The following is a 26,729-nucleotide window of genomic DNA, read 5'->3' as shown; positions in this document are numbered from 1 at the left end:
GCATTTCCACCAAAGCCTGCGCGGCCTCATTGAGCATCAATGTGAATCCGGGCTCAGTTGGGCAACTCGAGCACCGTCCTGGCCAGGATGTTGCGCTGCACTTCATTCGCCCCGCCGTATATCCGTGCCGCACTGGCATTGAAGAGCGGGGCCAGCAGGTGCACGTCGCTACCACCGATGTCCACCGCTTCCGCCAATGCGGCGACGCTGCCGGCATGACGCACAATCGCCAGGCCAATGCGCTGGTAGGTATCGGTGGCCCAGATCTTCAGCATCGATACGGAGGGCGGTAGTTGCTCTCCACGCTTGACGTAGTCCGCGTACCTTGCGTAGAGCGACGCGAGATCGGCAACGTCCAATGCGAGCTCGCCATAGGCTGCGCGAAAAGCGGCGTCTTGCATCAATTCGCCCTTCTCACCCAACGTCCGGAGGTGGCCAAGCGCGTGCTGCGACTGCTTGGGACTCCCAAGGTGCAGCCGCTCGAAGCCGAGAAGCGCCTTGGCGATCGTCCAGCCCTCGTTGACCCTGCCGACCAGGTTCCTGCGCGGCACGCGCACGCCGTCGAAGAACACTTCGCAGAGTTCGCTATGCCCGGCAAGATCACGGATCGGGCGGACGGTGATGCCGGGTGTCTTGAGGTCGCAGAGCAGGAAGCTGATTCCCGCCTGCGGTTTGGCAGACTTGTCCGTCCGCACCAGCATGAAGATGTGCGTCGCATCCTGCGCGAGCGTAGTCCAGATCTTCTGCCCGGAAACGATGAAGTGGTCCCCATCGACAATGGCTTCGGTGCGCAGGCTCGCGAGGTCCGAGCCCGCATTCGGCTCGGAATAGCCCTGGCACCAGATGTTCTCGCCGCTCAGGATGTGTGGAAGGAATTCCTCTTGCTGTTCCGGCGTGCCGTACTGCATCAGGATTGGGCCCACCATCAGGATGCCCTGGTCTGGCGCGCGTGCGACGCCGTATGATTCGAACTCCTCGAACCACGCGATCAGCTTGGCAGGCGGGAGCCCCATACCGCCATGTGCCACCGGCCATGCCGGAGCGATCCACCCCTGCCGCGACAGGCAGCTATACCATTCGCCGATCTCGTCCCAATGGACGCGTCGCGGCATGTGGCGCAGCCCGGCAGGATAGTGCTGTGACAGGAACGCTCGAAGCATGCTGCGGAACTCCTGTTCGGGCATCGCGTTCCAATCCGCCGATTGCGGAAACGCTCCCTGCCATTCGCCGGACTGGCCGCCGTCCGCCGTGATTTCGCTGGCAAGTTCAAGCCAGCGCGCCTGCAGCGTCCGCTCGTCGCCGAGCCGCGGAATCAGCGCCAGGATGCGTTTGAAGTAGAGGCCAACGTCGCATTCGTCCGTGATACCCATCGCGCCGTGAAGATGTATGGCGGCGAGTGCCGAATCGATTGCGGCACGACTGGCCCGCAGCTTTGCTCGAAGCGCCCGCAAATCCCCTGAGACCGCATTCTCATCTCCGAATGCCGACTTCACTGCCTCCTCAAGACAGGCGCGGGCGAGCTCGATCTGGACACGTACATCGACGCAGCGATGCTGGAGTACCTGGAAGCTGCCGATGGGTCGGCCAAACTGCTTGCGCTGCTTCAGGTACTCCAGCGTCATCTCGTGCAACTGTTCCGCCGCCCCGACGAGTTCGGCCGCAAAAAGCACGTACCCGACGCGCACCGCTCGCTCCAGTAGGGCGGCGACGCCCTCTCCTTCCGTCAGGACCGCCGATGCCTGCAGCACTACGCCGTCAAACGTGAGCCGTGCCCGGCATCGTCCATCCGCTTCCAGCAACGGCTCGACGGTCACGCCAGCATCGCGGCCCAGCACGTGCAGCAACGCTGGCTGGCGCCGCTCGTTTGCCGCGATGATGAGCCAACCGTCGGCCGGATCGGCCGGGGCGACATACGGTGCAGCGCCGGACAGCCGCCGCCCGCCGTCCGCGGCGCGCTCGATCCTGCAGGCTCCCATGCGTGATTCGACGGCGCCATCGAGATCTAGCGCCACGCCGACGATATGCTCCCCGCTCATCACGGACTGGAGCAATCCATGTGCGGCCGGCAGATCGGCAAGCAACGTCGTGACCAGGCCTGCAGTGACCGTGTACGGCTCGGGAGCCAGCCACCGGCCCACCTTGGCTGCCAACGCCGCAGCAGCCCGCAAATCCAGCCCGAGGCCGCCGGAGTCAACGGGGACAAGTATCCCGAGCCACCCGAGCGCCGCGATCTCCCGCCAGTCTTCTCGTCCGAACTCGCCACGCGACGTCGCGTCGTGCGCCGGCAGTCGCCAGCGGCGGGGAAACGCAAGTCCGCCACGGCCGCTCAGGAACCGTTCCGCCGTGTCTTCGATGGCCGCCAGCAGCGCATCGGATTCCGTCTGTGTATCAAGCGAATTTTCCATTGAGATTCAGGCGCCTCCAGGCGCTCCGCACGTTGTACCTGCGCAGAGTTTGGTCGTCCTGCCGCATCAAGCCAAGCTGCGGATGGTGAACACGGGAGTCGCCCACGGAGAACGCGTGCTGCATTCCCCTTTCCCGGCACGGTGTCGGGAAACACGAACACCCACGTTCGTGACTTTCGATTTGTCCGCAAGCATGCGCCTCGCTACATTGCAACGGACGGAACCTGTTCGACCCGGACAGTCCTTCACAACGCGAATCACCCACGCATCGAACTGTCCGGCCCCGATAGGGGCCGGCAACAATCCAAACTATCGGAGGGACTTGTGTCTACCTTGAAAACGCCCCTGTGCGACCTGCTCAATATCGATTTCCCCATTCTCCAGGCCGGCATGGGCGGCGTGGCGTTCGGCCCTCTGGCGGCCGCCGTTTCCGAAGCGGGCGGCTTGGGAACCATTGCCGCCATCTCCCCAACACCTGAACGGGTCGAACAGGAAATCAAGCTGGCACGCAGCCTGACGAAAAAGCCGATCTGCGTCGATATCGGCTTTCCGCTGCGCGCACCGAAGGAGAAGTCGGAGGTCAACCTTCCGGAGCTGCCGGGCCCACTCAAGCAACTGCAGAATGAAATCGAAGCGCTCGGTGTCAAGATCAAGCCGACCGACGACCAGGCCATGAGCATCGAGGATGCGCGAGCGAAGCTGGAGATTTGCTTCAAGCACGGCGTGGAAGTCATCGCGTGTGCGCTCGGCACGCCGAAGTGGGTGGTGGAGGAGTGTCACGCACGCGGTGTGAAGGTCATCAGTCTCGTGGGGCGCGCTTCCCACGCCGCATCGGCTATTCGTGCCGGTACCGACATCGTTGTAGTCCAGGGAACCGAAGGCGGTGGCCATACCGGAGATGTCGGCCTCATCACGCTGTTGGCGGAAGTGCTGGAATTCTCCACCGTACCGGTTGTCGCGGCGGGCGGCATCGTCAATGGCTCCCAGATTGCCGGCGTGCTGACGCAAGGCGCGCAAGGCGTCTGGGTTGGCACGCGCTTCATTGCCACGCACGAATCCAGCGTCGGGCCGAACTACAAGGCGTCGCTGGTGGAAGCGGAAAACGACAGCACGATCCGCTCGCTGCTGTTCGATGGCCTCTACGTCCGTCAGTTGCAGAACCGGTTCACCGAAGTGTGGGCAGGTCACGAGAATGAGTTGCAGCCCTACCCCATCCAGCGCATCGTCGTGGCCCCCGCACGCTTCGCCGCGGCCGCCGCCGACCTGAAAGACCACCAACCGCTGCCTGCGGGACAAGGCTCCGGGTTGATCCACGACCTGCTGCCCGCCGGCGAGGTGCTGCATCGCCTGGTCGAGGAGACTGTGACCGCGCTCAAGCAGTCGCGTGGCCGCATCGAGCTGGCTGCCTGACAGATTAGTGACCATCGGGGCTCGTCGCGGCCGCTGCGGCACGGACGACGCCCCGGGATCGCACCAGCAACGGGGCCGGAAGGACTGCAGATGTTGACAGAGAGATCTTCCGCAAACGGCCGGGCGCCCGCATCGCTCTCCGGATGCCCTGCTCCGGTGATCCGAACACTGGACCGCGGCCTCGAGATTCTGCGCGCGTTCCGCGCCGAGCGCATCCCGATGACAAACGCTGACCTCGTCCGGCGCACTGGCCTGCCAAAAGCTACTATCTCACGCATGACCGGCACCCTCGTCGCGCTAGGCTTTCTGCGCCGCGTGGGCGGAGGTCCAAAGTTCGCGCTGGCTACTGGCGCCCAGCGTATCGGCCAGGCCTACATCGAAGCCAGCCCGGTCGCGCAGTGCGTGACGGCTTTCATGCAGGATGTCGCGGACCGCCATCGCGTGTCCGTCTCTCTTGCCGTACCTGACCGGCTCGACATGCTGTATATCGCCCAATGCACGAGCGCACACATCGCCACCCTTCGCATCGGCGTCGGCTCGCTGTTGCCCATGGGTTGGACAGCCAGCGGCCGTGCATGGCTGTCCGGCTTAAATCCAGATGTCCAGGCACATTACATCGAATCACTCCGGCAGGTGGCTGGAAGTCGGGCCGACGAGATGGAGAAAGGGATCCGGAGCGCCTTCAACGAGCTGAACACCACCGGCGTCTGCACATCGTTCGGCAACTTCCAGCGCGACGCATTCGGCGTTGCACTGCCTGTCACTGTGGGTCGGTCCGCCACGCTGATGGCCTTCGCATGTGGTGCGGTCGTACAGGAAGCCGACACCGCGGCCATCCGGTCCCGCATCGCGCCCGAGTTGAAGATCGCGTCGAAGGTCCTGGTGGATCTGCTGCGCGACCTCGACGCACAGCCGTAATTGTCGAGTCGGGCGACCGGACAGGTTGCCACCCCGATTCCTCCCGCCCTTCTTCGGATCATCTTCCCCACTGCTCGCGCAGCGCAATCGCCATCGCCATCAATCGCGGGGCCAGTTCCCGCTGGATCTTGCTGCGCGCCATGTGGGCGGAACGGCCGATGCACGCGAGCACAACTGGCGGAAGGTCCGGAACACAAACGGGCACAGCAACCGATACCAGGCCAGGCCTGTCGGTCATCGGCGACATGCAATAGCCTGCGTTGTGCAACTGCGATAAGCCTTCGGCTATCCTGCGCCGCCGCGACGGCCAGTCGCTCCCGCTCCTTCGCTCCACATTGCCTAGCAGATAGAAGCGCTCTGGCTCGGGCAGCGCCGCGAGCAGCGCCCACCCCATCGGCCCCGAGCACAATGGCGCGCATATGCCAGCGGACAGTCCCAGGTCGAGCAGGGCATGCCTGCCGATCTGTGCTTCAAGCACCATCAAATCCAACCGGTCGCGCGTTCCCAGCACGACGCAGGTGTCGGTCGCATCGGCAAATGCCTGCATCGGAATACGTGCGGCTCCTACCATATCGGTCGGTGCAGCCGCCGCATAGCCCAGCGCCAGCGCGCTGGCGGTGAGTCGGCATTTCTTGTGGATGGGATCGCGATGGAGATACGCGAGCAATACCAGCGATTGCACGATCCGAGTGACCGTGGGAACCGGAATCCCGGTCTCCCTGGCAATGTCGCGATTGGTCATCCAGTACTGATCCGGGCTGAACGCTCCTAAGACCGCAAGGGCTCTCGCAAGGGGCATGTTGCACGTGCTCGGCGGATCGCCCAGGCCGGCATCTCCCGCGGGACACGCAGGCTGGCTTGCCGGACGCGGGTCCAGCGAGACTGAGGTTGCTTTCGGCATAGTCGCCTCCCACACCAACCGCCAGCGCAGACTGAACACGCGCCGGCGCCATCTCCCTTGTCGGGGCGATGCTTACGCGTCGAGGTTGAAATTAATCGTCTTGAGCTCCGTGAAGGCCTCGATGGTCGGCCAGCCACCTTCCCGCCCGAGACCGGAGCGCTTCAGCCCGCCCATCGGAGCGTTCGGAATGCTGGCGTAGCCGTTGATGCCGATCGAGCCGCTACGAATCGCACGGGCCACGCGGAAGGCGCGGCTCACGTCGGTCGTATAGACGCAGCCGGCGAGGCCGTATTCGCTGTCATTCGCTATCCGTATGGCCTGGTCCTCGGTCTCGAACGGGATGACGCTGAGTACCGGGCCGAAGATCTCCTCCCGCGCGATCGTCATGCCGTTATCCACGTCGGCAAACAAGGCGGGATTGATCCAGTTGCCTTGGGCGAGATCGCCATCCGGGGTATCACCGCCGAACATCAGACGCGCACCTTCGGCCTTTCCGCTTTCGACATAGCCGAGTATGCGCGATACCTGCCGCCTGGAAATGATTGGCGCGGATGTCGTCGCTGGGTCGAACGGGTTGCCGAACTTGACCCTCCCGACCTGCTCGCCTGCGTAGTGAAGGAATTCGTCGAGGATTGAGACGTGCACAACCGCGCGCGACGGCGTTGAGCAGACCTGGCCGGACAGGAAAGTCGAGCACAGGCCCATCAGCGACGCGGCAGTCGTGGCAACGCTGCGCGTATCGGGGAACACGAGCGCGGCGCTCTTGCCGCCCAGCTCGAGCGATAGTCGCTTCATGTTGGCGCCGCTGACCATCAGGATCCGCTCGCCGGTTGCCGCACTGCCAGTGAAGGTCACCTTGTCCACGCCCGGATGCGACGATAGCGCTGCGCCGGTCTCCGCGCCGCCGGTAACGAAATTGAACACGCCTGGTGGCAGGTCGCACTCCGCGACAATCTGCGCGAGCCTCTGTGCCGCCAGGTTCGTGTATTCGGAAGGCTTGACGACAACGGTGCAGCCGCAAGCCAGTGCCGGAGCCACCTTCATCGAGAACATCAATAGCGGCGCGTTCCAGGCGAGAATGGCACCGACTACGCCGACCGGCTCGCGGAAACTCATGTAGTGCATATTGGATGCCCCGGAAAACTGCGGATAGGTTTCCCCATTGATCTTGTCGGCCCAGCCCGCGTAATGGTCAAATACATCCGCCGCAGCCTTGGCTGAGACTCGGGTGTTGCGGCTGAAGTGAAACGGAATGCCGTTGTCGAGTGTCTGCAGCTTCGCGAGTTCGAGTTCGGATTCGTACAGGCGGTCGATGATTCGCTGGAGCATCCGCTTGCGGTCCTGCGCCGGCATACGTGGCCACGGGCCTTCGTCGAATGCCTTCCTGGCCGCCATCACGGCGAGATCGACGCCATGCGCACCGGCTTCGGCGAACGTCGTCATGACTTCGTTGGTCGCCGGGTGAACCTGGTCGAAGTGCGAGCCGTCCCACCCGTGCCACGCACCGCCGACAAACAGCTTGCCGGGGCGGACGTCCAGTTCATCCCGGACGGGGATCAGGCTGAAAGGCATCGCGTTGTCTCCATCTTATGATCTTCGTCGATGCTAGCGGCCCACCCGTCCTCCACTCAAGTTCTCTCTCGCGATCACCACGTTCGCATATCGCGACGCTCCGTGGTTCATCACATCAAACCACTCCTGCCTCGCGCAGCGCTCGGATCTGCGCCGCGTCGTAGCCTGCCTCGGCCAACACTTCGTCGGTGTGTTCGCCGATGGTTGGTGGCCGACGCTTAACTTCGGGCGGTGTCCGCGATAGCACCGCTGGCGGCGCCACGATTGGTGCCGGGCGGCAGAGGCCCGGGTAATCGGTCCAGACATAGGCGCCGGACTCCTGGATCGAGACATCATCGAGCGCTTCGCGCGGCGAGTAAATCGGGGCCGCCGGGATCTTCGCCCTCTCCAGTTGCGACAGCGCGTCGGCCCTAGTGCGAACGGCACACCACTCGCCCATCAACGCGCTCAGGGTCTCGCCATGCTGGCCACGGCTCAGGTCGTCGCGGAAACGCGGATCGTCGGCCAACTCCGGCTTCCCGATCAGCGCCGCCCAGCGCCGGAACAAGGGCTGCCCGATCACCTGCGCGATGATCCAGCCGTCGGAAGTGCGGAAGATGTCCGAGGGTCCATACGACGGGCTGCGGTTGCCGGTGGCCTGTCGATTGACGGCGAGCGTGGCTTCCTCGATCAGTGCGCCGCTTGACAGGTTCAGCGCCGTGCGCAGCAGCGACGCTTCCACGCACTGGCCACGGTCGCTCACGCGCCGCTCGTACAGTGCCATGACCGTGCCGAGCGCGCACGAGAGTGCCGTGGAAAAGTCCACCACCGGCACCATCGCCTTGGTGGGATTCCCTGGGCTTCCCGACATGTACACCGCCCCGCTCAACGCTTGTCCGACGCCATCGAATCCCACGCGATGGCCGGCGCCTTCGTGCGAGCCGAAGGCAGTGGATGCGGTGAGGATGATGTCCGGCTTGATCGCGCACAGCGTCTCGTAGTCGAGCCCCAGGCTCCGGAGGCTCCGAGGGGGCATGTTGGCGACCACCACGTCGGCCGTCTTCACCAGCCGGCGCACCACTTCCCGGCCGGCTGCACTGTCAATGTCGAGCGTGATCGACCGCTTGTTGCGATTCGCCTGGAGGAACAAGGCGCCCTCGCCAGAATCGGTCACCGGCACGATGAAGCGGTCCTCGCTGCCGCCCACGCGATCGATGCGAATGACATCGGCACCATAGTCGGCGAGCAAGGCCGCGCAGAACGGCCCCGCGATGAAGCGTCCGAAATCGAGTACGCGGATACCTTCAAGAACCTTCGACATCTTGTTCACTCTCTATTCAATCATTTTCCGCGTGATACCCCATCCCTACATGCGGGGTCGTCGAACGAATCGTGAGGCGCCCCTTCGCGCGGGTCAATCCAACAATGGTCAACGTTCCGTGCTGCGATCCGGCCGCCATGAAGCAAATGTCGCCACGCTGCTAAATCACCCGCCGGGTGCCGAATCGCCGCGCGGAACACAAGCGTGGTTTGAATTGCCGCCGAGGCAACCTCCATCCAGCATCCACATGCACGCGTGTTGGAACGCGAATGCGCATGACAAATCGTGAGAGCGATCCATGGCCTTCGGGAAGCTGGAGAAGCCTATACCTATGAGACACAGGAGGAGATACATGAAGTCGATCGATCGCGGCAACCATTGCAAGACATGGCTTGCCGCAATCCCCGCATTGCTGGTCAGCGGCCTCAGCCACGCCCAGACTGGTGTCACGCTGTACGGCGTGATAGACACGAACATCGAGTACGTAACCAACATGTCATCCGTCGTGCCATCCGCCGCCAATGGCTTCGCGACGGGACCCGGCCACGACGTTGTTCGCCTGAACTCAGGTGGGCTGTCGGGTTCGCGCTGGGGCCTGCGCGGCGTGGAAGACCTTGGCGGTGGCCTCAAAGCGCTGTTCGTCCTGGAAAGCGGCTTCGGCGTGGACGATGGCAAGAGCACGCAGGGCGGGCGGCTGTTCGGCCGGCAAGGTTTCATCGGTCTCGAGCATGCCACAGTGGGCAAGTTCACCTTCGGCCGCCAGTACACCACGCTGTTCGACGCGCTGACAAGCTTTTCGCCGATGAACTTCGCCGTACAGTACGAACCGCTCATTCTGGAGACGGGTGTCAACTTCCGGTCGGACAACGTAGCCAAGTACACGGGACAGTTCGGTCCCGTGACCGCCATGGCGCATTGGACTTTCGGCAACGGCGTGGCCGGGGGCGGAGAAGTGCCGGGGCAGTTCCGCCGCGATTCCGGCTATGGCGCCGCGCTAAGCTACGCCGGCGGCAACTTCGGCGCGACCCTCGCTTATGACCAGTACAACCCCACACTGAACGCCGCGGGTGGCACCGGCACGGTCAGGAAGGCCGCCGCGGCGGCGAGCTACACCTTCGGCAATGCCAAGGTCATGGGCGGCTACCGCTGGGGCCGAAACACGAGCCCGACCGATGCCACGCTGCTGCGCGACAACTTCTACTGGATCGGCGGAACCTGGCAGGCCACCTCGGCGCTCGGCCTGACTCTCGCGTATTACTACGACGATGCGATGAACCTGGCGGGAACAAACATCAAGAATCCCTGGCAGGTCTCGTTCCTGGCCGACTACAGCTTCTCCAAGCGAACCGACGTCTACCTGACCACGGCCTTCGCAAAGAACGGTGGTCTGAATTTCGACACCTCGGCCATCAGCTTTGCCAACGGCTATTTCCCCGGCAATGACAAGAACAACATGTTCGGTGTAGGCCTGGGGATTCGCCACAAGTTCTGACGGACGACCGAAATAAAAGAGGGACCACCGCGAGGTGGTCCCGGAAGGTCCCTGCTGGCCGGAGTTTCACCAGAAGGACCACTGGAGCCTGGTCCGCCTAGACGATTCGCATCTCCTGCAGCGCTTCGAGTTCCTTCGGATCGAGCTTGAGCAGGCCGCAGTAGACCTCCTCGTTCGCGCCACCGAGTGTCATGGCCGGCTGGTCGAACTGCGAAGGCGTGGCCGAGAAGCGGATAGGCAGGCCCATGCCTACCGCATCGACCTCGCCAAAGTCTGGGTGGACGAGCTTCACCAGCGCGCCGCTGTCATGCAAGCGATGGTCATGAAGCACCTCGTCGGGCTTGCGCACTGGTGCACATGGCACGCCACGCCGTTCGAGCAGTTCCCGCACCACTTCCACAGTGCTGCGCTGCTGCGTCCATGCGGCAATGATGTCGTTAAGCACCGCAGCGTTGCGCATGCGAGGGCCTCGCCCGCTGAAGCGCGGGTCGTGGAGCAACGCCGGCTCCCCGATGGCTTCCAGCAGTCCACGCATCCAGTCCGGCTGGAAGGCAACGATGGCGATCTGGCCATCGAGCGCGGGATAGACGCCGAATGGAACCAGCCGGTCATGGCAGTTGCCCGTGCGCGACGGATATCCCGCACGACCCATGACATCAAAGTGCTCCTCCGCCACCCACGACGCCAGGCAATCAAGCATCGATACCTGCACGCTCTGGCCTTCGCCGGTGCGTCCGCGGTGGATCAGCGCGGCCAGGACGCCGTTGACGGCGTACATGGGCGCCACCAGGTCCGCGATCGGCAATCCGCAGCGCGTCGGCGGACCATCGGCAAAGCCGGTGACCTCCATGATCCCGCTCAACGCCTGGACGATGATGTCCATGCCCTTCAGACCCGGAAACGCGCTCGGCTCTCCCATCGCCTTGATTGACGCATACACGATGCGCGGGTTGCGCTGCCGGACCTGTTCGTAGTCGATGCCGAGCCGGGCGGTGGCGCCTTCGCTGAAGTTTTCGATCACCACGTCGGCCTGCTCCGCGAGCCGCATGAACAGCTCGCGGCCCGGATCCGACTTCAGGTCAAGGGTGACGCTCTTTTTGTTGCGCGCGCGGTTGAGGATGGTGAGCGATACGTCGCCGTCCTCGCGCTGCCCGAAGTGGATGCTCTCACTGCCCACGTACGGGGGATTGGTGCGTGCGATGTCGCCACCGCCAGGGGCCTCGACGCGGATCACTTCCGCACCCATGCCGCCGAGCATCATCGAGGCGTATGGCCCGGCCAGGGCGACGGTCAGATCCAGTACGCGAATGCCGTCGAGCGGCCGCGGTTGTCTTGCTGCCACGGATATCTCCTGTCGAATTGGCCGAGGGCCCGCGTTCCTTTCGGGGCCCTCGCCGTTTCACTGCTTCGGGCGCAGCTTCATCAGGCCGGTTCGCGTGGCCACGCAGACTTCTTCGTCTCGCTGATTCAAGCCCACGTGGCGGAAGGTCACGATGCCGGAGTCGGTCCGGCTCTTCGACAGGCGGGCATTCAGGATCTCGGTACGTACGCGGATCGTGTCGCCGTGGAAGGTCGGCTTGGGGAACTTGATCTCCTGGAAGCCCAGGTTGCCCAGCGTGGTACCCAGCGTGGTTTCGTACACTGTGACGCCTGCCACCAGCGCCAGCAGGAACATGCTGTTGACGAGCCGTTGGCCATAGATCGAGTCCTTGCTGTACTCGGCATCGATGTGCAGGGGCGCGCAGTTATAGGTCAGGGCCGAGAACAGGACGTTGTCGGTCTCCGTAACCGTGCGACGGATCGCGTGCTCGACCACGAGGCCTTCGCGGCAATCCTCGAAATACAATCCAGCCATGGGTAATCTCCGGTAAATGGGTCAGGCGTTGAAGGATCTGGCGAGCGCGACAATCTCGCGCGCGGTCTTGACGTGGGCGATGTCGATGTGTTCGCCGTCATAGATGCAGGAAGCGCGACCGTTGGCCTGCGCCTCGTCGAGGGCCGCAATCATGCCCTCGTAGAATGCAACGGACTCCGGCGAAGGGGTATAGACCTCGTTGATGCTCGCGACATTGGAAGGATGAAGCGCAAGTTCGCCCGCCATGCCGAGGTTGCGGTCCAGCAGTGACGATTGCTTCAAGCCCTCGAGGTCCCGAACCTGCTGCCAGACGCCACCGATGGGCAACTTTCCCGCGGCGCGTGCGGCCATCACGGCGCGCGACTTGAAGTAAAGGCTTTCGCGGCCGCCCGGCGTCCATTCGTAGCCCAGTGCGCGCGCCACGTCAGCATTCTTTGCGGTAGCACCACAGATAGCACCCACGCGGTCGCGTTTAGCGATCTCGAAGGCCAGTTCGAGCGAGCGCGCCGTCTCGAGCAGCGGAATGATTCGCGTCGTGCCAGCTTCCAGCCCATTGCGGTACTCGGCCTCCGACAGCATCATAGAGACGCAATCGACGTCTTCGGGCCCGCACGGCTTCGAGATCACGATACCCTCCACGTGCGGGCCGACTACCGCCAGGATGTCGTCGAAGTCATAGAGATGGGGGGAGCGGTTGATGCGCACATAGATGCGCTGGTTCTGCCCGGCAAGCCACGCCAGCTTCGAGCGGACCACGCCGCGGGCCTCGACCTTCAGGTCGGGGGGGACACTGTCTTCCAGGTCCAGGATCAGGGCGTCCGCCTTCGCAGCGATCGACTTTTCGATCCAGTCAGGTTTGTTGCCCGGCACGAACAACAGTGATCGTGCCGGCTTCATTGCGCCATGACTCATCTTCGTCTCCTTCTCTGATTACATTCGTTTCGCGGGATTACTTCACGTACCGGCGGAAATCCGGCGGCCGCTTTTCGAGGAACGCGCGCACGCCTTCGCGTGACTCCTCGGTGTCATACATGTAGGAAACCGTCTGCATGCCCATCCAGCTAATGCCGCGAATGCTCTCGCTGTCGGCATTGAACGACCGCTTTGCGATCGCCAGCGCGGAAGGACTGTGTTCGAGAATGCGGCCGCACCAGTCCGCGACCTCGGCATCGAGCTTGTCATCAGGCACCACGGCATTGACCAGGCCCATTGCCTGCGCCTCGCGCGCGGGGTAGCGCTTGCACAGGTACCAGATCTCGCGCGCCTTCTTTTCCCCAACGATGCGGGCGAGATAGGCGGTCCCGAATCCCGGGTCGACCGATCCAACGCGCGGTCCGACCTGCCCGAACACCGCCGATTCGGCTGCGATCGTGAGGTCGCAGATCGTCGCCAGCACATTGCCGCCGCCGATGGCATAGCCTTGCACGCGGGCGATCACCGGCTTGGGCACGTCTCGGATGGCGGACTGCAACGCTTCGATCTGCATGCCGATGGTGCCGCGTCCGCTGTACTGTCCGTTGTGGGCACCCTGGTCGCCCCCAGTACAAAAAGCCTTGTCGCCGGCGCCCGTCAGGACGATCACGCCGATGGCGCGATCCCAGCCCGTGTTACCGATGGCGTCGATCAGCTCGTCGACGGTCTGCGCGCGCATCGCGTTCATGACCTTCGGCCGGTTGATCGTGATGGTCGCTACGCGCCCGGTGACTTCGACGACGATATCTTCATACTGATGGTTCATTGCTTCTCCACGGCTTGGGAAAGACCGGCGGCGTGGGCCGCCAGCGCGATGGCTTCCAGCGCCTCGGGATTGGCCAGCGACGACAGGTCGCCAGCGTCGAGGCCCAGCGCGGCCGCGCGCACGGCGCGGCGCATGATCTTCATGTTGCGGGTCTTCGGGAGGTCGCCGACGAACAGCACGGCTGTCGGGCGAAACGCCGCGCCCAGTCCTGCGACGACGGCGTCGGAGAGGGTCTTGCGCATCGGCTCGTCTGCGTCGTTCCCCGGCATTGGCGTGACCACGAGGCCCACCGTCTCGCCCTTGACTGCATCCGGCATGCCGATGGCTGCCACCTCCGCCACCTTGCCGGTTGCCATGACGAGTGTCTCGATCTCGGACGGGCCGGTTCGCTTGCCGGCCACCTTCAGCGTGTCGTCCGACCGTCCCAACACGTACCAGTAGCCATCGCTGTCGATGGCGGCGCGGTCGCCGTGCATCCACACACCGGGCACCCGGCTCCAGTAGCTGTCGAGATAGCGTTGGCGGTCGTGCCACAGGCCGCGCGTGAGTCCGATCGACGACGAGCGCAGGGCCAGTTCCCCCGTGCCGCCGGGGCTGACCGACCTGCCTTGCTCGTCGACGATATCGGCGCCCATGCCCGGCACCGGCCCGGCAAACGCGCAAGGCTTGAGCGGATGGATCACGGTGCCGGTTACGATGCCGCCCCCCACCTCCGTCCCGCCCGAGTAATTGATGATGGGCCGGGTGCCGCCACAGACGCGCTCGAACATCCAGCGCCACGCGTCGATGGTCCATGCTTCGCCAGTGGACAGTGCGAGCCTCAGTGCGGACAGGTCATATTTCTCGATGTCCGCGCCGCCGACCGACATGAAGCTGCGTACGATGGTCGGCGCGATACCGAGTACGGTCACGCGATGCTGCTCCATCAGACGCCAGAAGCGACCCTTGTCCGGAAAGTCATGGGCTCCCTCGGCCATGATCATCGTCCCGCCCAGCAGCGTGGTGCCATAGATCAGCATCGGGCCAACCAGCCAGCCCATGTCGCTCAGCCACATCAGCCTGTCGCCGGCGCGCATGTCGGCGCACAGGCCCATGTCGAGCGCGAGCTTGGCGATGAAGCCGCAATGCGAATGGACAGTGCCCTTGGGCTTGCCGGTAGTCCCCGACGTGTACATCAGCATCATCGGCGCATCGGCGGGCATCTCGGTGGTGGGCGCATCGTCTGGCTGTCCCTCCGTCAACTCGTGCCACCAGTGGTCGAAGCCCGTCTGCCATGCCACCTCGACGCCGAGATTGCGCAGTACCACGACATGCTTCAGCGTCGGCACTTCGGCGCGCGCGGCATCGATGGTCTGTTTCATCGGACTGGCCTTGCCGCGGCGCGAGCTGGCATCGGCCGTCAGTACTGCCACCGCGCCACCGTCTCGCAGCCGCCCGGCCACGGCCTGGGCACCGAAGCCCGAGAACAGCGGCAGCACCACGCCGCCGATCTTGGCGATCGCGAGCAGCGCTGCGGCGGCCTCCGGCACCATTGGCATGTAGACACCGATCACGTCACCCGGCTTGCAACCGATTTGCCGCAAGCCAGCCGCAAGCCGGCTGGTCTGCGCATCAAGTTCCGCGTAAGTCCAGCGGCGCACTTCGCCGCCCTCGCCTTCCCACACCACAGCTTCCTGATGGTCGCGCCGGGTGCCGCGATAACGGTCCAGACAGTTGAGGACCGCGTTCGTCGTGCCGCCCATGCACCACTTCGTCCACTCCACACCTTCGCCAGCGTCCAGCACTGACTGGTACGGTTGGTAGAAGCGCAGGTCCATGTGGCGGATCAGCGCGTTCCAGAAGTCCTCGGGGCGGGTGGCGGCGAAGTCCAGCAACTGCCGATAGCTGTCCGGGTCGGCGTGCCCGATGCCCACGGCGCGCATGAAGGCCGCCAGCGCGCTGGCCTGCGCGGCTTCGGCATCCGGGCGCCATGCCACGTCGTATGCTTGCCAGGCTGCTTCCATCAGTGTCTCCGCTTTGAGTTGTGCTTTCGCTTGGAACCCATGCTAGAGGCCGGGCCGGCTTGCGCTCAAGCGGTCACTGACGAACACGCGCGTCGCATTCTGCGAACACACCGGATGGACAGCCGGCGTTCTCGATTGGGCAACACGGCGGTCATGATTTGCCACTTGAGTCGGGTCGCACTGAACTCCTAGCATTGCTGCACGACCGACCGCCCTATACCGCGAGGCGCCGGCAATAGGACAGTTCAGGAGACAACGTTGAACGAGAATGCAGGGGCTGGCCCACTGACCGGTCTGAAAGTCATCGAACTGGGCGGCATCGGTCCGGGCCCGTTTTGCGCCATGCTGCTGGCGGATATGGGGGCGGACGTGTTACGCCTCGACCGGATCGTGCCGTCTGACAGTGGCGTCCACATGGACCATCGCTTCAATCTGCTGCATCGCAGCCGCCGTTCCGTGGCCATCGACCTGAAGCGGCCGGAAGCCGTCGAACTGGTGCATCGGCTGACCGCATCGGCGGATGCGGCGCTGGAGGGCTTCCGCCCTGGCGTAGCGGAGCGGCTCGGGATAGGGCCCGGGGATCTGCTCGCTCGCAATCCGCGGCTGGTCTACGGCCGCATGACGGGCTGGGGACAGGACGGCCCGTTGGCACAGGCGCCAGGCCACGACATGAACTACATCTCCCTGAGCGGCGCCCTGCATGCCATCGGCGAACGCGATGGCCCGCCGTTGCCGCCGCTGAATCTCGTCGGGGATTTCGGCGGCGGTGCGATGTACCTCGCGTTCGGCATGGTCTGCGCAATGCTCGAAGCCACGCGATCGGGACGCGGCCAGGTCGTGGATGCAGCCATGGTCGACGGCTCTGCCCACCTGATGACACTGATCTATGGGATGTTTGCTGCCGGTGCCTGGTCCGACCGGCGCGGCGACAACCGTCTCGACTCCGGTGCCCCGTGGTACAGCGTCTATGAGACGCGGGACGGCCGCCATGTGTCGCTCGCGTCGAACGAGGCACGCTTTTACCGGCAGACGCTCGAACTGCTCGACCTGGCCAGTGAAGCACTGCCAGACCAGCACGACAAGAAAGGCTGGCCCATTCTTCGAGCGAAATTCACGGAGGCGTTCCGCCGAAGAACGCGCGACGAGTGGTGCGAACTGGTCAAGGGCACCGACGTATGCCTTGCGCCGGTGCTGTCGCTGGCGGAGGCCCCGCATCACCCGCACAACGTCGCACGCGGCACGTTCGTCGAGTACGACGGCATCGTGCAGCCCGCTCCGGCGCCGCGCTTCAGCCGCACGCGGCCGGAACTGCGTCGCGGTCCGGCCGCGCCAGGCGCGCACACTGCGGAGGCGCTTGGCGATTGGGGCATTGATCCTGCAGAGATCCGTGTGTTGACCCAGGCTGGAGTCGTGCGATGAATGCAGAGTCGAATATGTCCAACAATGCCCTGCGCCCGCTGGATGGCGTGCGTGTGCTGGCCGTCGAGAACTTCATCGCCGGACCGTTCGCCTCGATGTGGCTGGCGGACGCGGGCGCCGAGGTCGTCAAGGTCGAGTCCTGCGAAGGCGGAGACTTTTCGCGTAGCACCAGCCCGGTCAAGGTCGCCGAGGACGGTACCGTGCATGGCCTTTCCTTCCTGCGCTCAAACCGCAACAAGAAAAGCGTCACGTTGGATCTCAAGCATCCGGAGGGCAAGCAGGTTTTCATGAAACTGGCGGCCGTTGCCGACATCGTCGTCGAGAACCTGCGCCCCGGTGTGATGGACCGGCTGGGCGTTGGCTACGACGCACTGCGGGAACGCAATCCACGCCTCATCTACGTCGCCATCTCCGGCTTCGGGCACACCGATGTGAAGCCGAGCCCCTATACCGACTATCCGGCATTCGACATCGTCGGACAGGCTCTGAGCGGGCTCATGTACCGGCCGGAACGACAAGGCGACCGCCCGACCTACCTCGGCTTCTCGTTGGCCGACTTGCAGGGTGGCATTCTCGCCGCGCAGGGCGCATTGCTGGCCCTGTACCAGCGAGAACGCACCGGTCGCGGCAAGAAAGTAGACATCTCGCTCTACGACGCTTCCCTCATCCAGAATGAGATCTCCGTCGCCATGTACTCGGCGTTTCGCAAGTCCGCGCCGCCTGGCGTGCATGCGGTAACCGCACCGTTCGGGACTTACCGGGCCAGTGACGGCTATATCGTCATCGCCGTGCTCGGCGAGCATATCTGGAAGCGGTTTTGCGAAGTGATCGGCAAATCCGACCTCCCAAACGATCCACGCTTTGCCGACGGCGTGTCCAGACGCAAGCACAGCGATGCGCTCAACCCTCACATCGACGCTTGGCTCGCCACGCGCACGCGTGCCGATGCGGTCAAGGCGCTATGCGACGGCGGCGTGCCGGCCTCGATGGTCAACGATATTGCTGACGTGTTCGAGTGCCCGCACGTTGCGGCCCGTGAAATGTTGATGACCCTGGACGATCCGGTCTGGGGACCGATCCATGTCGCCGGAAACCCGATCAAGATGTCGGGCGTGCCTGAGCCTGAAGCAGGCTTGCCGCCGCAACTCGGGGAGCACACGAACGCAGTATTGAGTCACTGGCTGCGCATGGACGCGCAACAACTCGACGCGCTCCGGGCGCAGGCCGTCATCTGATCACGCCGCAGGTTTTCGCGGCACAGCAGGCTGGCCGCGGCACACACTACGAGCGGGCGCAGCATTGACACGCCATTTCAAAGGGATAGTACATGCCTCCCATCATCAACTTGCTCTTCGCAATTTCTATCGCTCTGGGAACACTGGCGCCAGGTACGGCGTCGGCCCAGGCATTCAAGTCGACGATCCGGATCGTGGTGCCACAGGCGCCGGGCGGGGGTACCGACCTCGTAGCCAGAATCCTTGCACCTGGCTTGTCCAGCGAGCTTGGACAGACTGTGATCGTCGAGAACCGTGCAGGTGCCAGCGGACAGGTCGGCACCCAACTCGTGAAGAGCGCGCCGCCAGACGGAACGACGATTCTGCTAGCTGTCGACCACTCCCTGATCATTGTGCCCCTGACGGTGCCCGGTGCCCGCTACAACGTGCAAACTGACTTTGTGTCGCTTGGACAAGCGGTGCGCACCTACTGGACCCTGATCATTCCGCCGAATGCGGCCTACAAGAACTTCAAGGACTACATCGCCACGATCAGGACGGATCCAAATTCGCGCTCCTATGGGGTGCCACTCGCGGGCGGCGCGACAATGGCAATCGGCGAAGCTATCAGTAAGTACGCCGGCGTCGGCCTGGTGGAAGTACCTTTCCACGGCTCCGCACCGCTGCTGCAGAACGTGCTGGCCGGGCAGTTGCCCGCCGGGATAACCGGCATGCCAGAAGCCATCGCCGCGCACCGTTCCGGCAAGGCCAGGGTCATCGCGGTCTCCGGGTCCGCGCGGTCGCAGTTGATGCCCGACGTTCCAACCTTCAAGGAACTCGGCGTCGATGGCCTTGAGTTCCGGACCTTCGTTGGCTTCTTCGCGCCGCGGGGTCTGCCGTCGGCAATGGCACAGCAGTTCAACGCCGCCCTCCGGAAGACGTTGGCCGATACCGCGGTACAGCAAAAGATCATGCAACTTGCATTGCAACCGGCGCCGACCACGATCGAGGAAGCCAGCCGGGAAGTCGGTGAAATGGCGGTCTTCTGGAAGACCGCGCTCGCGGCCCGATAGTAGGCCCCAGGCAATACAACAACTATTCAAAGGAGACTCCATGCTTACCCGCCGTACCATGCTCTGCCTGCTACCCGCGCTCGGCGCGCCATGGGCGCGTAAGGGATTCGCGCAAATCTACCCTGCCCGACCTGTCCGCTTCGTCGTCCCGGTGGCACCGAGTTCGGCAACGGACCTTGTGGCACGCCAGGTCTCGGTGTTGCTGAGCAAACTGTGGGGTCAATCGGTGGTGGTGGAAAATCGTCCGGGCGCTGGTGGCGCAATCGGAGCCGACGCGGTGGCGAAAGCGCTGCCAGACGGGTATACCGTGCTATTCACGTTCTCCACGCATTACACGACTCCCTGGCTGGAGAAGACGCCATATGACCCGGTCAAGGATTTCGAGCCCGTAGCGCGGTTGGCGAGCACCGCCCTGGTCATGGTGACGGCTACCGATTCACCATACAAGACGGTGCGCGACGTCATCGCAGCGGCAAAACGTGAGCCGAGGTCCATCAGCTATGCCTCGGCGGGCGATGGCTCCGCGTCGCATATGAGCGGCGCGCTTCTGAATGCCATTGCCGGCATTCAGATGACCCATGCGCCCTACAAGAACGGAGCACAGGCCATGGTCGAGACCGCCAGCGGTCAGGTACAGGTGGCCTTTGCAGGGCAGGCGGCGCTTCCGCTGATCCGTGCCGGGAAGCTTCGCGTGCTCGCCGTCACCAGCGCACAACCTTCCGCGTTGATGCCGAATGCGCCGCCGATGAACAAGGCGGCTGGTATCGAAGGCTACGATATGACTTCGCCGGTGTGGGCTTTTGCGCCAAAAGGGACGCCGGCAGCCATCGTCGACAAACTCTCGGACGCGTTCGGCACCATTGTTGCCTCTCCGGAATTCAAGGCGTTTTGCACCGCGCAGGCGCTCGATCCGGGTTTCATGCCGGCTGCGGCGGTGCGTGCAGGCGTAGCAGCCGAGGCGGAGAAATGGCATCGTCTGGTCCAATTGACCCGTGCGTGAGCCCATCCGGCCAGGCAAGCCGATTGACCTCATGTGGGGCTGGCGATACCCTCTCCCGCACGGGCGGCGCCGAGATCGCCCAAGCTTCAGGAGACATACATGAGCACGTTGAGCGTGCATGGCCTCACCCGCCGGGTAGACCTGTTCACACTACGGCTGTTCCTGACAGTCGTCGAGGAACGCCAGATCCGACGCGCTGCCGTGCGCGAGAACATCGCCCCTTCCGCAGCCACGAAACGCATCCAGGATCTCGAGGACGTCGCCGGCGTGCAGCTTTTCGAACGCCAGCCCACTGGCATGGTGACCAGCGCCGCGGGCGAGGTGCTGGCGCGCCACCTGCGGCTGCTATTCGAGAACCTGGACGACATGCGGCGTGAACTCCAGGAGTTCTCGGAGGGCGTGCGGGGATATATCACGATCGCGGTCACCGGCTCCATCATCGTGCAGTACCTTGCGCGGGAGATCGGCGAGTTCTCGCGCAGTTTCCCCTTGGTCGAGTTCGATATCCAGCAGGATCTCAATACGAACGTGGTCAAGGGCGTCGTGGCCGGCGATGCCGATCTGGCGGTCTATGTGGCCAGCAGCGACATCGACGAAAGCGGGCTCGACGTTCTCCCATATCGTACAAACCGCCTGGTGGCACTAGTCCCACGCGGCCATCCGCTCGCAGAATTCCCGGAAGTGCCGTTCGCGGACCTGATACGAGAGCCGTTCATCGGCATTCCTTCTTCCACCACGCTGATGGCGGACCTCCATCGCGGGGCAAGCGACCTGGGCCGGACATTCCAGCCAAAGCTGACGGTCGGTACGGTTGAGGCAGCACGTGCCCTGGTGGAAGCCGGCATGGGCGTCACGGTTCAACCAGACTGCATGTTCCCAGTTGAATCCGTCCCGCAGGTAGCGGTCGTGCCGCTCGCAGACTCGTGGGCGGTACGGCCCGTGCATATCGGAACGCGCACCGGCCGCCCAATGACGGCGGCCACGCGAGCCTTTATTCGTCAACTCACCGAGCAGCCTGTGCTGCCTGTTGAAAGCTGAAACCGGAACAGGGTTCGCGGACGGCGAACCCACGGGTCGCGGATGAAAACTTGGCGGCTGTGCGGCGTGCGGAATAACCTTCCGGCACGGACCTGTGCCGCGGGGGCACCGGATCGCTTACTTCGCGGAGACAACACGATGGAAACGCCTGCGTCCGGTCATTACTTCGAAGAGTTCTCGATCGGAGATGCTTACCTGCACGAAATCGAAAGAACGCTGACCGAAGCCGACAACCTGCTGTTCAGCACGCTCACCCACAGCGCGGAGCCATGGCACCTGGATGAGATGTATGGCCAGCATTCGATGTATGGCAGCCGCGTCGTCAACAGCATCTTCACCCTGATGTGGGCCTGCAGTGTCGGCATCGATCGACTGACGCACGGCACGATGCTCGGCAATCTTGGCTTTAGCGACGTTCAGTTTACGCGCCCGGTGTTCTTTGGCGACACGCTGCGCGCAGAGAGCGAAGTTCTCGACAAGCGAGTGGCCGGCCCGGATGCCGATGCTGGGATTATCGAACTGGAGAGCCGTGCGTACAACCAGCGACGGGAGATGGTGACCCGGTTTCGCAGTGTGCAGCTTGTCAGGAGGCTAAGCGTGGGAAGTTGAACTGGCGCGAGGCCGGTGTCTCAAAGATGGCTCTTTCCCGCCATTCGCTTAGGGCTTGATGGAATGGCCGAGTTGGGTCGGGTGGCGCCGACCGGATCGCCCTCCCTTCGTCGAAGTCGGCCACAAGCTGCGCTCGGCCGATCCTTGATGGAGACGTTCGCGCTATCTGAATTCCTCGGTGCAGCTTCAGCTGTGCTTGTGTGCCACGTCGTTGCACATGCACGCGTAGTGCGAGTCGTTTCATGCATTGCCCAGGATGATGCTGCAGAAGTTCATGCGGCCGAAACCTGGGTCCTTCATAGCAAGGACGTCGTCGTTCACCGTGCCGAAGGTCGAATCCGGTCGATACTTCATTTCCTCGTTGAACGCATTGATGATCTGCTCCTTGAAGTTCTCCCCACGAGGGTGAGCGGTGACCACTAGCGTGAGTTGCGCTTCGGTGAACTCGTCGTATGCGAGTCCAAGAACGTCCATTTCGACACCTGCGGTCACCAGTTGACCCACCGGCTTCTTGAACTGGGGAATACCGGGAGTTGTATCTTCATGCGCGGCATTGGAATACTGCGCGCGGCTTTTGCCGAAGTCGGGGCGTTTGTACGCTGCCCAAACCCGCGAGGCGTTTTACTGTTCCATCACGGCCTGAGGCGTGTTCCGGAAGCTGATCGCCATACGGTTATAGGTATTCATCAGGCTGATGGCGATGGTCAGGTCAACCAGTTCATGTTCATTGAACACGGCGCGGGCGGCCTCGTAGGCTGCGTCCGGCACTCCGGTCTGTGCCACCAGCGTGACCGATTCGGACCATGCGAGTGCTGCGCGCTCGCGGTCGTCGAATAGATGGCCCGCTTCCCTCCATGCCTGCACGAGCGCCAGCTTTTCGACCTTCACTCCTTTTTTCAGCAGGTCGCGTGTATGCATGTCGAGGCAATAGGCGCAGTTGTTGATCTGCGAGACGCGCAGGTAGACCAGGTCGACGAGAACCGGCGACAGGTCGCTCTGCATGACGTAGCCGTAGACGCTGCCAAGGGCTTTGACGCCCGCGGGCGCAATCTGGGTGTAGTCGAGGCGCTTGCTCATGTGGTGACTCCTTGAGGCGGTGGTTTACTTGATGGGAGTGGTCAGGGCTTTGTCGCTGCTGTCCGCGACGAACACGGCGAGCAACTTTGCAGGCATTGTTTCACTCGCGTTTCGGCTTATGCGGTGAACGGCGCCGGGCTCCTCGAAGAAGCTCTCGCCGGCATGGTAGACCCGCTTCGAACCGTCATTTACCTGTGACTCGATGTCCCCCGATAAGACGTAGGCATAGATGAAAGCCGAGCCCGCATGCCGGTGCGCGGGCGACGCTGCACCGGGTGCGTAATCAACGACGACGGCGGTCAACGACTTTCCCGGAATGTTGGGAATGGCCCGCTGAAAATTCGGTGTGACGGTTTCAGCCGCGCCATGTGCTGCGGCCGGCACCGCGATGGCGAAGGCCATGGCTGTTCCGGCGGCTCTTACGATGGATTGAATGTTCATAGATGTCGAACTCCTTTGTGCTCCTGCATTGTCGGGCGACATGGGGGCACGCAAAAGCACCAGGAATGAACATTTTCGCTGCACCAAGAAGCGATGGCAAAGTAGGTGTCGCTGGTCCGTCAGTGGCGCCCGAGAACGAGCTCCAGCAGGCGGGAACAGTTGGCCGGCAGCGTTCTTTCATTCAGATTCGTCACGCCAAGCAATAGCCCCTGCTGCCCAGGATTGCTCATGTACCAAGGTGAGAGAGGAACTGGGGCCAGCCCGAAAGCTCGCGCCCGCAAAGCGATATCGATATCTGATACGGATTGTGGAAGCGCGGCCACGACAGTCATGCCGGCGGCAGCCTGCACCTTGATTGAATCCGAAGCCAGTTCCTTCAGAGAACGAACCAGAGCTTCCCGTCGGGCAGCGTAAAGACGTTTCATTCGTCGCAGATGGCGAAGATAGTGTCCTTCGTGCATGAACTCGGTCACGGCGTGCTGCACGGATGCAGCTGGCGCTGGCGCAAGGCACGCCGCGACGTCGCCGAAGCGGCGTGCCATGGCTGGCGGGACAACGAGAAACCCCAGGCGCAGTGCCGGGCTAATCGCCTTGCTAAAGGTCCCGATGTGCAACACTCGTCCGTCCTGATCGAGCGAGGCGAGCGCCGGCGCGGCCCGTCCTTTCAACTGCAGCTCGCCAAGATAATCGTCTTCGACAATCCAGGCGTCGTTTTGTTTGGCCCAGCCGAGCAGCGAAAGCCGTCGAGGTAGCGACATCGTCATTCCGAGCGGCGCCTGCTGGCCCGGTGTCACCACCGCGACGGTGGCTTCTGGCGCGATCCGGATGCCCGCGTGGATATCGAGCCCGTCCGCGTCCACCGGCACCCCTGCGACGGTCATGCCTGCGAGCCCAAGCGCCGTACGCGTGAGCGGAAAGCCGGGGTCTTCCATCCAGGCCTGTCTGCCTTCCACGCGCAGGCCGCGAATCGCCAGATTGAGTGCGCCGGAGAAACCTGCCGTAACGAAGACCTGGGAGGGAATGCATCGAAGCCCACGTGAGACGCCAAGATACGCCGCGATCTCCTGTCGCAAATCCGGCTCGCCGCGGGGATCGGGGTATCCGACAGGAGCCGCTGCCGCCCGGCGCGCCGCGCGTGCCTGAATGCGTGACCAGAGCTTGAACGGAAAGGCGTCCTGGGAGGGCACACCCATTTGAAACGCCAAAGGCGCCGCGCTGAAATCGTAGAACAGATCTGGTAGCGGCGGCGCCTCCGGCGACCATCCGGTCGTCGCCGGCAAGGGCCGCGCGGCTACCCGGGTGCCAGCCGCGCCCTGTCCGATCGCGAACTGCTCGTCGATCAGGCGTTCATAAGCGGCTCGTACCGTACCCCGGGAGACGCCAAGCTGGGTGGACAGGTCCGACCAGGAGGGCAGCCGCGCGCCGGCGGCAAGCTGGCCCGACTCGATCGCATCTCGAATCGAGCCGTAAATTTGCACCGATAGAGAGATGCGTGCGGAGCGATCGAGGCCAATAGAAAGCTTTGTCATGGATGCGATAGTACATTCGGATTGTTCGATCTTGGGCCTTCTCCATGACCCAAGGTAACCGTAACCTTCTCGGTGTAGCGCCGCCAAACAATTCCCCTTCGGGATCAGCGGACCACGCGGCGCGGTCCGGAAGTCATGCGTGCTGCAGGAATCGCACGCTCTCTACAGCTCGAGGAACCCGATGAAGCAGGATAAAGAAGCGCCGGCGAACGATATGCCCGGCGTCGTCATTCCCGACAGCCAACTGGCGCGCGAGGTAGCGCAGCTCATTCGCGACACCGAAAGCGAATTGCTGTTTAACCACTCGACACGAGTCTATCTATGGGGCGCGCTGCTGGGAAAACGAAAGGGTGCCGCCTTCGACCCGGAGCTGCTCTACGTTGCGGCCATGTTCCACGACATCGGTTTGACGTCCGCCTATCGCGAAAGCGAACTGCGTTTCGAAGTGGACGGCGCCAATGCCGCGCGCGATTTTCTGCGCAGCCATCATGTCGACGAGGCGGACGTAGCGAAGGTGTGGACCGCTGTGGCGCTCCATACGACGCCCGGCATTCCCGAGCACATGCACGGTGAAATCGCGCTGGTGCAAGCCGGAGCTGGAATGGACGTGGCGGGACGGGGCTTCGATGCGTTTTCTGAGGAGCAGCGCGCGGCGGTGATCGCAGCTTATCCGCGCGGCGCCGATTTCGCCAGCAACATGATCGATGCCTTCTACGACGGCATGAAGCATCGACCAGACACCACATTCGGCACCTTTAACGACGATTTCCTCGCGCACAAGGATCCGCACTTCGAGCGCGTGAACGTGTGCAGCATCATTTTGCATTCGAGCTGGGGCTGACTTCGGACCCCACGGGCTTTCATCCCAACAATCTTAGGATTTCCGAAATGCTCAGACGTACGTTTTTGGTCACAGGCGCAAGCAAGGGTATCGGGCGCGCGTTGTCAAACCGGCTCGCCGCCGACGGACATCAGGTCATCGGTCTTGCACGCGGGGCCGATGATCCGAGTTTCCCCGGCACACTGGTTTCCGTCGATCTGACCGATCGCGATGCGACGGCGAGCGTGCTCAAGGGGCTGGTCGAACGTTACGCCTTCGATGGCGTCATCAACAACGCGGGTTTCGTCCGGCTGGCCGGAGTTGAAGCGGTCGATCTCGACGATCTCGAGGCGTCCTTCCGACACAACCTCATCTCCGCCGTGCAGACCGTGCAAGCCTTGCTACCTGGCATGCGGGACCGAGGGTGGGGACGAATCGTCAATCTCTCGAGTCTTGTCGTGCTTGGCGTCGCCAATCGCACGGCCTACGCTGCGGCGAAAGCCGCGATGATGAGCTTTACGCGCACTTGGGCGCTGGAGCTTGCGCAGACCGGCATTACAGTCAATGCCGTCGCGCCCGGACCCACCGAGACCGAACTGTTCCGGCAGAACACGCCCGTCGGCAGCGAAGCGGAGCAGCGCTTTCTGTCGCTGGTGCCGATGAACCGATTCGGCAAGCCTGAGGAATTAGCGTCGGCCGTGGCATTTCTTTTGTCCGAGGATGCGGGCTTTATCACCGGACAGACCTTGTTCGTTGATGGTGGCGCGTCGGTGGGCAAGGCGGCATTCTGATCGCTGGCCTCCTAAATGTCCTTGAAAGAACGCGAGGGCACAACACGGTGGCCCTCGAGTAATATCGCCAGCAGCGACTTGGCGACTGACGCTTTCGTTTTACGATTTGTCATGCTCTGCCTCG

General features: G+C 63.4%; 23 protein-coding genes and 1 pseudogene. 11 read left to right on the top strand and 13 right to left on the bottom strand.

What is annotated here, in order from left to right; translation table 11 throughout:
- Positions 1–53: 53 nt before the first annotated feature.
- Positions 54–2,405 carry an acyl-CoA dehydrogenase family protein gene (locus ACIGJB_RS19445; RefSeq protein ID WP_483733932.1) on the bottom strand — a complete coding sequence of 784 codons (2,352 nt, stop codon included), beginning with the start codon at positions 2,403–2,405 and terminating at the stop codon, positions 54–56.
- A gap of 324 nt (positions 2,406–2,729) precedes the next feature.
- Here ACIGJB_RS19445 and ACIGJB_RS19440 point away from each other — a divergent pair, with 324 nt between their 5' ends.
- Together ACIGJB_RS19440 and ACIGJB_RS19435 are read left to right on the top strand one after the other, a co-directional pair.
- Positions 2,730–3,815, top strand: a complete 1,086-nt coding sequence (locus tag ACIGJB_RS19440; RefSeq protein ID WP_483733931.1) for an NAD(P)H-dependent flavin oxidoreductase — start codon at positions 2,730–2,732, stop codon at positions 3,813–3,815.
- A 156-nt stretch (positions 3,816–3,971) separates the two neighbouring features.
- Positions 3,972–4,733 (top strand): IclR family transcriptional regulator, encoded by a 762-nt coding sequence (locus ACIGJB_RS19435; protein ID WP_483733930.1) that lies wholly within the window; start codon positions 3,972–3,974, stop codon positions 4,731–4,733.
- Between the two features lie 58 nt (positions 4,734–4,791).
- Here the strand turns inward: ACIGJB_RS19435 and ACIGJB_RS19430 are convergent, their stop codons facing one another.
- From ACIGJB_RS19430 to ACIGJB_RS19420, 3 genes are all read right to left on the bottom strand, one after another.
- A complete protein-coding gene (locus tag ACIGJB_RS19430) occupies positions 4,792–5,634 on the bottom strand; it encodes an IclR family transcriptional regulator (RefSeq protein ID WP_483733929.1) in 843 nt (280 codons plus the stop codon).
- Positions 5,635–5,706: 72 nt separating this feature from the next.
- Complete coding sequence (locus tag ACIGJB_RS19425) at positions 5,707–7,206, bottom strand: aldehyde dehydrogenase family protein (RefSeq protein ID WP_483733928.1); 1,500 nt, start codon at positions 7,204–7,206, stop codon at positions 5,707–5,709.
- A 115-nt stretch (positions 7,207–7,321) separates the two neighbouring features.
- Entirely contained in the window at positions 7,322–8,506 is a 1,185-nt protein-coding gene (locus tag ACIGJB_RS19420) for a CaiB/BaiF CoA transferase family protein (protein ID WP_483733927.1), read from the bottom strand.
- Between the two features lie 352 nt (positions 8,507–8,858).
- On the opposite strand from ACIGJB_RS19420, the gene ACIGJB_RS19415 reads away from it, so the two are divergent.
- Positions 8,859–9,998 (top strand): porin, encoded by a 1,140-nt coding sequence (locus tag ACIGJB_RS19415; RefSeq protein WP_483733926.1) that lies wholly within the window; start codon positions 8,859–8,861, stop codon positions 9,996–9,998.
- Positions 9,999–10,095: 97 nt separating this feature from the next.
- Here ACIGJB_RS19415 and ACIGJB_RS19410 read toward each other — a convergent pair whose 3' ends face one another.
- Genes ACIGJB_RS19410 through ACIGJB_RS19390 form a run of 5 tightly spaced genes read right to left on the bottom strand, consistent with a single transcriptional unit; the run spans position 10,096 to position 15,594 of the window.
- Positions 10,096–11,340, bottom strand: a complete 1,245-nt coding sequence (locus ACIGJB_RS19410) for a CaiB/BaiF CoA transferase family protein (protein WP_483733925.1) — start codon at positions 11,338–11,340, stop codon at positions 10,096–10,098.
- A gap of 57 nt (positions 11,341–11,397) precedes the next feature.
- The gene (locus ACIGJB_RS19405; protein ID WP_483733924.1) at positions 11,398–11,853 is read right to left on the bottom strand and encodes a MaoC family dehydratase; all 456 of its coding nucleotides are present in this window, start codon (positions 11,851–11,853) and stop codon (positions 11,398–11,400) included.
- Between the two features lie 21 nt (positions 11,854–11,874).
- Positions 11,875–12,765 (bottom strand): HpcH/HpaI aldolase/citrate lyase family protein, encoded by an 891-nt coding sequence (locus tag ACIGJB_RS19400; RefSeq protein ID WP_483733923.1) that lies wholly within the window; start codon positions 12,763–12,765, stop codon positions 11,875–11,877.
- A 37-nt stretch (positions 12,766–12,802) separates the two neighbouring features.
- Positions 12,803–13,591, bottom strand: a complete 789-nt coding sequence (locus ACIGJB_RS19395; RefSeq protein ID WP_483733922.1) for an enoyl-CoA hydratase-related protein — start codon at positions 13,589–13,591, stop codon at positions 12,803–12,805.
- Complete coding sequence (locus ACIGJB_RS19390; protein WP_483733921.1) at positions 13,588–15,594, bottom strand: AMP-binding protein; 2,007 nt, start codon at positions 15,592–15,594, stop codon at positions 13,588–13,590. The genes ACIGJB_RS19395 and ACIGJB_RS19390 overlap by 4 nt, the downstream gene beginning before the upstream one ends.
- A gap of 258 nt (positions 15,595–15,852) precedes the next feature.
- Between ACIGJB_RS19390 and ACIGJB_RS19385 the strand changes: the two genes are divergently transcribed.
- From ACIGJB_RS19385 to ACIGJB_RS19360, 6 genes are all read left to right on the top strand, one after another.
- Positions 15,853–17,013, top strand: a complete 1,161-nt coding sequence (locus ACIGJB_RS19385; RefSeq protein ID WP_483733920.1) for a CaiB/BaiF CoA transferase family protein — start codon at positions 15,853–15,855, stop codon at positions 17,011–17,013.
- Between the two features lie 14 nt (positions 17,014–17,027).
- On the top strand, positions 17,028–18,248 hold the full coding sequence (locus ACIGJB_RS19380; protein WP_483733919.1) for a CaiB/BaiF CoA transferase family protein: 1,221 nt from the start codon (positions 17,028–17,030) through the stop codon (positions 18,246–18,248).
- Between the two features lie 92 nt (positions 18,249–18,340).
- Complete coding sequence (locus ACIGJB_RS19375; protein ID WP_483733918.1) at positions 18,341–19,300, top strand: tripartite tricarboxylate transporter substrate-binding protein; 960 nt, start codon at positions 18,341–18,343, stop codon at positions 19,298–19,300.
- 40 nt (positions 19,301–19,340) lie between these two features.
- Positions 19,341–20,300: a Bug family tripartite tricarboxylate transporter substrate binding protein gene (locus ACIGJB_RS19370; RefSeq protein ID WP_483733917.1), complete on the top strand. Its 960-nt coding sequence runs from the start codon at positions 19,341–19,343 to the stop codon at positions 20,298–20,300.
- A 99-nt stretch (positions 20,301–20,399) separates the two neighbouring features.
- On the top strand, positions 20,400–21,338 hold the full coding sequence (locus tag ACIGJB_RS19365) for a LysR family transcriptional regulator (RefSeq protein ID WP_483733916.1): 939 nt from the start codon (positions 20,400–20,402) through the stop codon (positions 21,336–21,338).
- Positions 21,339–21,476: 138 nt separating this feature from the next.
- A complete protein-coding gene (locus ACIGJB_RS19360; protein WP_483733915.1) occupies positions 21,477–21,947 on the top strand; it encodes a MaoC family dehydratase in 471 nt (156 codons plus the stop codon).
- Between the two features lie 240 nt (positions 21,948–22,187).
- On the opposite strand, the pseudogene ACIGJB_RS19355 reads toward ACIGJB_RS19360, so the two are convergent.
- The 4 genes and pseudogenes from ACIGJB_RS19355 to pdxR form a co-directional block, all read right to left on the bottom strand.
- Positions 22,188–22,484: pseudogene (locus tag ACIGJB_RS19355) on the bottom strand (HD domain-containing protein); the annotation flags it as partial.
- 84 nt (positions 22,485–22,568) lie between these two features.
- Positions 22,569–23,024: a carboxymuconolactone decarboxylase family protein gene (locus ACIGJB_RS19350; RefSeq protein ID WP_483733914.1), complete on the bottom strand. Its 456-nt coding sequence runs from the start codon at positions 23,022–23,024 to the stop codon at positions 22,569–22,571.
- 24 nt (positions 23,025–23,048) lie between these two features.
- Positions 23,049–23,465 (bottom strand): cupin domain-containing protein, encoded by a 417-nt coding sequence (locus ACIGJB_RS19345; RefSeq protein ID WP_483733913.1) that lies wholly within the window; start codon positions 23,463–23,465, stop codon positions 23,049–23,051.
- Positions 23,466–23,584: 119 nt separating this feature from the next.
- Positions 23,585–24,994: a MocR-like pyridoxine biosynthesis transcription factor PdxR gene (gene pdxR, locus ACIGJB_RS19340; protein ID WP_483733912.1), complete on the bottom strand. Its 1,410-nt coding sequence runs from the start codon at positions 24,992–24,994 to the stop codon at positions 23,585–23,587.
- Between the two features lie 181 nt (positions 24,995–25,175).
- On the opposite strand from pdxR, the gene ACIGJB_RS19335 reads away from it, so the two are divergent.
- Both ACIGJB_RS19335 and ACIGJB_RS19330 read left to right on the top strand, forming a co-directional pair.
- Entirely contained in the window at positions 25,176–25,835 is a 660-nt protein-coding gene (locus ACIGJB_RS19335; RefSeq protein ID WP_483733911.1) for an HD domain-containing protein, read from the top strand.
- Positions 25,836–25,882: 47 nt separating this feature from the next.
- The gene (locus tag ACIGJB_RS19330) at positions 25,883–26,605 is read left to right on the top strand and encodes an SDR family oxidoreductase (RefSeq protein ID WP_483733910.1); all 723 of its coding nucleotides are present in this window, start codon (positions 25,883–25,885) and stop codon (positions 26,603–26,605) included.
- Positions 26,606–26,729: the final 124 nt, after the last annotated feature.

Source organism: Cupriavidus sp. C2SS-8b, assembly GCF_057073745.1.
The sequence above is the reverse complement of the archived record's forward strand: the minus strand, read 5'-3'. Positions and strand labels throughout refer to the sequence as shown.

Coding starts and splice junctions, on each gene's coding strand:
- ACIGJB_RS19430 (WP_483733929.1), bottom strand. CDS start 5,634: ATGCCGAAAGCAACCTCAGTCTCGCTGGACCCGCGTCCGGCAAGCCAG.
- ACIGJB_RS19360 (WP_483733915.1), top strand. CDS start 21,477: ATGGAAACGCCTGCGTCCGGTCATTACTTCGAAGAGTTCTCGATCGGA.
- ACIGJB_RS19415 (WP_483733926.1), top strand. CDS start 8,859: ATGAAGTCGATCGATCGCGGCAACCATTGCAAGACATGGCTTGCCGCA.
- ACIGJB_RS19375 (WP_483733918.1), top strand. CDS start 18,341: ATGCCTCCCATCATCAACTTGCTCTTCGCAATTTCTATCGCTCTGGGA.
- ACIGJB_RS19445 (WP_483733932.1), bottom strand. CDS start 2,405: ATGGAAAATTCGCTTGATACACAGACGGAATCCGATGCGCTGCTGGCG.
- ACIGJB_RS19420 (WP_483733927.1), bottom strand. CDS start 8,506: ATGTCGAAGGTTCTTGAAGGTATCCGCGTACTCGATTTCGGACGCTTC.
- ACIGJB_RS19380 (WP_483733919.1), top strand. CDS start 17,028: ATGTCCAACAATGCCCTGCGCCCGCTGGATGGCGTGCGTGTGCTGGCC.
- ACIGJB_RS19330 (WP_483733910.1), top strand. CDS start 25,883: ATGCTCAGACGTACGTTTTTGGTCACAGGCGCAAGCAAGGGTATCGGG.
- ACIGJB_RS19390 (WP_483733921.1), bottom strand. CDS start 15,594: ATGGAAGCAGCCTGGCAAGCATACGACGTGGCATGGCGCCCGGATGCC.
- ACIGJB_RS19405 (WP_483733924.1), bottom strand. CDS start 11,853: ATGGCTGGATTGTATTTCGAGGATTGCCGCGAAGGCCTCGTGGTCGAG.
- ACIGJB_RS19400 (WP_483733923.1), bottom strand. CDS start 12,765: ATGAGTCATGGCGCAATGAAGCCGGCACGATCACTGTTGTTCGTGCCG.
- ACIGJB_RS19345 (WP_483733913.1), bottom strand. CDS start 23,465: ATGAACATTCAATCCATCGTAAGAGCCGCCGGAACAGCCATGGCCTTC.
- ACIGJB_RS19395 (WP_483733922.1), bottom strand. CDS start 13,591: ATGAACCATCAGTATGAAGATATCGTCGTCGAAGTCACCGGGCGCGTA.
- ACIGJB_RS19425 (WP_483733928.1), bottom strand. CDS start 7,206: ATGCCTTTCAGCCTGATCCCCGTCCGGGATGAACTGGACGTCCGCCCC.
- ACIGJB_RS19370 (WP_483733917.1), top strand. CDS start 19,341: ATGCTTACCCGCCGTACCATGCTCTGCCTGCTACCCGCGCTCGGCGCG.
- ACIGJB_RS19335 (WP_483733911.1), top strand. CDS start 25,176: ATGAAGCAGGATAAAGAAGCGCCGGCGAACGATATGCCCGGCGTCGTC.
- ACIGJB_RS19350 (WP_483733914.1), bottom strand. CDS start 23,024: ATGAGCAAGCGCCTCGACTACACCCAGATTGCGCCCGCGGGCGTCAAA.
- pdxR (WP_483733912.1), bottom strand. CDS start 24,994: ATGACAAAGCTTTCTATTGGCCTCGATCGCTCCGCACGCATCTCTCTA.
- ACIGJB_RS19365 (WP_483733916.1), top strand. CDS start 20,400: ATGAGCACGTTGAGCGTGCATGGCCTCACCCGCCGGGTAGACCTGTTC.